The sequence below is a fragment of the Ornithinibacter sp. genome (assembly GCF_035443565.1).
Classification (GTDB): Bacteria; Actinomycetota; Actinomycetes; order Actinomycetales; family Dermatophilaceae; genus Fodinibacter.
This window is the reverse complement of record NZ_DAORSO010000276.1, coordinates 1-1,971: the sequence shown is the minus strand read 5'-3', so window position 1 is coordinate 1,971 and position 1,971 is coordinate 1. Positions and strand designations below refer to the sequence as shown.

Genomic DNA, 1,971 nt, shown 5'->3' with positions numbered 1-1,971 from the left:
GGTGAGCTGCTGCTCATCGGCCGCCGCCACCAGCGCGACAACAACTCCTGGCTGCACAACAGCACCCGGCTCACCCGTGGCCGAGCCCGCCACGCACTCATGGCGCACCCGGACGACCTGGCGGCGCGCGGCATCCGAGGCGGTGACGTCGTGACGGTTCGATCAGCGGTCGGTGAGGTGCGCGTCGAGGTCGAGGCCACCGACGACCTCATGCCGGGCGTCGTGTCGTTGCCGCACGGCTACGGGCACGCGCGCGACGGGGTGCGCCTGCGGAATGCCGTCGAGGTGCCGGGGGTGTCGATGAACGACCTCACCGACCCGTCGGTCGTCGAGTCGGTGTCGGGCAACGCGGTGCTCAACGGCGTGCCGGTGACGGTGGCTCCCGTGACGGACGGCCCCGCATGACACCGGAGGACGTGCGGGCGCTCGCCCTCGGCCTGCCCGACGTCATCGAACGCGACCACCACGGGTTCCCGAGCTTTCGCACCGGGGCGCGCGGGCGGATCTTCGCGACACTGCCCACCGACCAGGTGCTGCGCGTCATGCTCGACGAGGGCCCGATCCTCGAGGCGGTCGCGCAGTGGCAGTGGTGCCGCGAGGGCTGGTGGGGCACGAAGCTCATGACGGTCGAGGTCGTGCTCGCCGATGCCGAGCCGGATGCCGTGGCCGATCTTCTCGCCGACGGTCACCTGAGAGCGAACCAGTGACGACGGCATCCTCGGGTGTTCCTGAAGTAAGCGGTGGAGACCCTTCGCCCGAAGCCGAGGTCGAGGTCGAGGTTCCAGACGAGCAGCATCGCCGGATCGCGCGTCCGGGCCCGGACGGCCGGACCATCGAGGTGTTGGCAGCGCCTCGTGGGGTGGCGATGCGGCCCGGCGCGGTGTCGGCGGCCGGTGGCACCGGCACTCACCTGAACCCGCTGAGCATGCTCATGGGCCTCGTCATCGACCTGGTCGTGTCGATCGTGGCCACGGTCTTGGTCGAGCTGGCGGCGGAGGGGCGGCCGTGGAAGGTCAAGGTCTATCGGCGTCGGCGCTTCTTCATCCAACGGCTCCACGCCGAGGTGCTGCCGCGCGGGGTCGAACCCGAGGCGCGGATGCTGGAGCTGCTCGACGTCCACGCGCCCATCGGCTGAGCGCGGGCCTGCGGACAGGCAATGCCCAATGGCGGGCCCGTGCTGAGTACGGACGGTGGCGCGGAGTCCGCTCGCGCTGCCCCTTTGCATGTCCGTGGGTCCGGGTCCGCGCCGTCCGTCAGACCGGGAGGCGAGTGTCCTCGGGTGTCCGGTTGGGTGGGGGCACGGCGGCGCAGGCGAGCTGTCCCTGCAGCCGGGCGCGTAGGGCCCACAGCAGCAGGCCGATGGCGGCTGCCCCGAGGAACGGCTGCACCGGCGCGAACCACTGCAGCGCGCCGGTGTAGCCCAGCGCGATGAGTGCGAGCTTGTTGCACACCGGGCAGCCGACGGCGAAGAACGCGAGCAGGCCCCCCGCGGCCCCTCCGCGGTTGATCGACGCCTCGCCGGATGCCGGGTCGCCGGGCTCGCGCACGTAGGTCGCGAACAGCAGTCCGCTGAGCACCGAGGTCACAGCGAGCACCGGCCAGGCCCACCAGGTCGTCGGGATCTCGCGGCCGAAGACCGGCGTGGGGATCATGGCCGTGGGCAGCGCGACGACGAGGGCGGTCACGACGGATGCCGCGGCAGCCGCCACCCAGCGTCGTCGGGTCCACAGGCGGAGGGCGTCGAGCATGCGCAGAGGATACCCCAGGAGGTATGGATCCTCCCGAGTTGGGTGCTCAGGTGGTCGCTGGGGCAGCCACCTGAGCACCCAACTCCGGTGCTTCGGCGAGCGTCAGCAGGGTGAGGGCGCGGGTGCAGTGCTCGACCAGGGCCGGGTGCTCTGCCTCGCGCGCGGCCTCGGGCAGGGCCGACCACTGCAGGGCGCGGTCCTCGAGGTAGGCGACCCACCCGTG

At 71.9% G+C, this 1,971-nt stretch carries 4 protein-coding genes; 3 read left to right on the top strand and 1 reads right to left on the bottom strand.

Translation table 11 applies throughout. The features are described from left to right. The 3 genes from PLL68_RS14415 to PLL68_RS14405 form a co-directional block, all read left to right on the top strand. The coding region (locus tag PLL68_RS14415; protein WP_324535262.1) for a molybdopterin dinucleotide binding domain-containing protein at positions 1 to 405 on the top strand (405 nt) is incomplete at its 5' end. Continuing rightward, positions 402 to 707 carry a hypothetical protein gene (locus tag PLL68_RS14410; RefSeq protein ID WP_324535260.1) on the top strand — a complete coding sequence of 102 codons (306 nt, stop codon included), beginning with the start codon at positions 402 to 404 and terminating at the stop codon, positions 705 to 707. The genes PLL68_RS14415 and PLL68_RS14410, both read left to right, overlap by 4 nt. A gap of 134 nt (positions 708 to 841) precedes the next feature. After that, positions 842 to 1,135 carry a hypothetical protein gene (locus PLL68_RS14405; protein WP_324535258.1) on the top strand — a complete coding sequence of 98 codons (294 nt, stop codon included), beginning with the start codon at positions 842 to 844 and terminating at the stop codon, positions 1,133 to 1,135. Positions 1,136 to 1,253: 118 nt separating this feature from the next. Here the strand turns inward: PLL68_RS14405 and PLL68_RS14400 are convergent, their stop codons facing one another. Then, the gene (locus PLL68_RS14400; RefSeq protein WP_324535256.1) at positions 1,254 to 1,748 is read right to left on the bottom strand and encodes a hypothetical protein; all 495 of its coding nucleotides are present in this window, start codon (positions 1,746 to 1,748) and stop codon (positions 1,254 to 1,256) included. Positions 1,749 to 1,971: the final 223 nt, after the last annotated feature.

Coding starts and splice junctions, on each gene's coding strand:
- PLL68_RS14410 (WP_324535260.1), top strand. CDS start 402: ATGACACCGGAGGACGTGCGGGCGCTCGCCCTCGGCCTGCCCGACGTC.
- PLL68_RS14400 (WP_324535256.1), bottom strand. CDS start 1,748: ATGCTCGACGCCCTCCGCCTGTGGACCCGACGACGCTGGGTGGCGGCT.